1 protein-coding gene is annotated in these 385 nt (G+C 61.8%); it reads right to left on the bottom strand.

All coding sequences use genetic code 11. The features are described 5' to 3' along the window. Positions 1 to 143: 143 nt before the first annotated feature. A partial coding sequence (locus tag MKK88_RS15865) for a DUF6894 family protein (protein ID WP_244001294.1) occupies positions 144 to 385 on the bottom strand: 242 nt, incomplete at its 5' end.

Genomic DNA, 385 nt, shown 5'->3' on the forward strand with positions numbered 1-385 from the left:
GATTTGATGGCAAAGCCTCGACGATCTGGTTGAGGGGTTTGCGGACGCCGGCAGAGCTGACGATGACGAGGATGGAGCACATTTGCTTGCTACAATCGAGCGTGGGCAAGCGAGGTTCAGTTGTGCCTGGCCGAATGGCCGGGCTACGCGGCAGCTTCGGCCGCCTTCCGTTGCGGCGCCTGATCGATGCCGATGCGCACAGAGGCGGTCAATACTCTGATGCCAGCTTCGTCGCGAACCTGGTCCCGGTACTGAGCAGCGGGCCGTCCCTTATGCTCGGACCCGAGCATGTCGGCCAACGTCTTGCGGACAACCTCCCGCACAGCAACCTCGTCCGGTAACTCGTAGCCGACGTCATCTATGGCGACGATGCCGTCGAAGGTGT

It is taken from the genome of Methylobacterium sp. E-005 (genome assembly GCF_022829725.1).
Classification (GTDB): Bacteria; Pseudomonadota; Alphaproteobacteria; order Rhizobiales; family Beijerinckiaceae; genus Methylobacterium.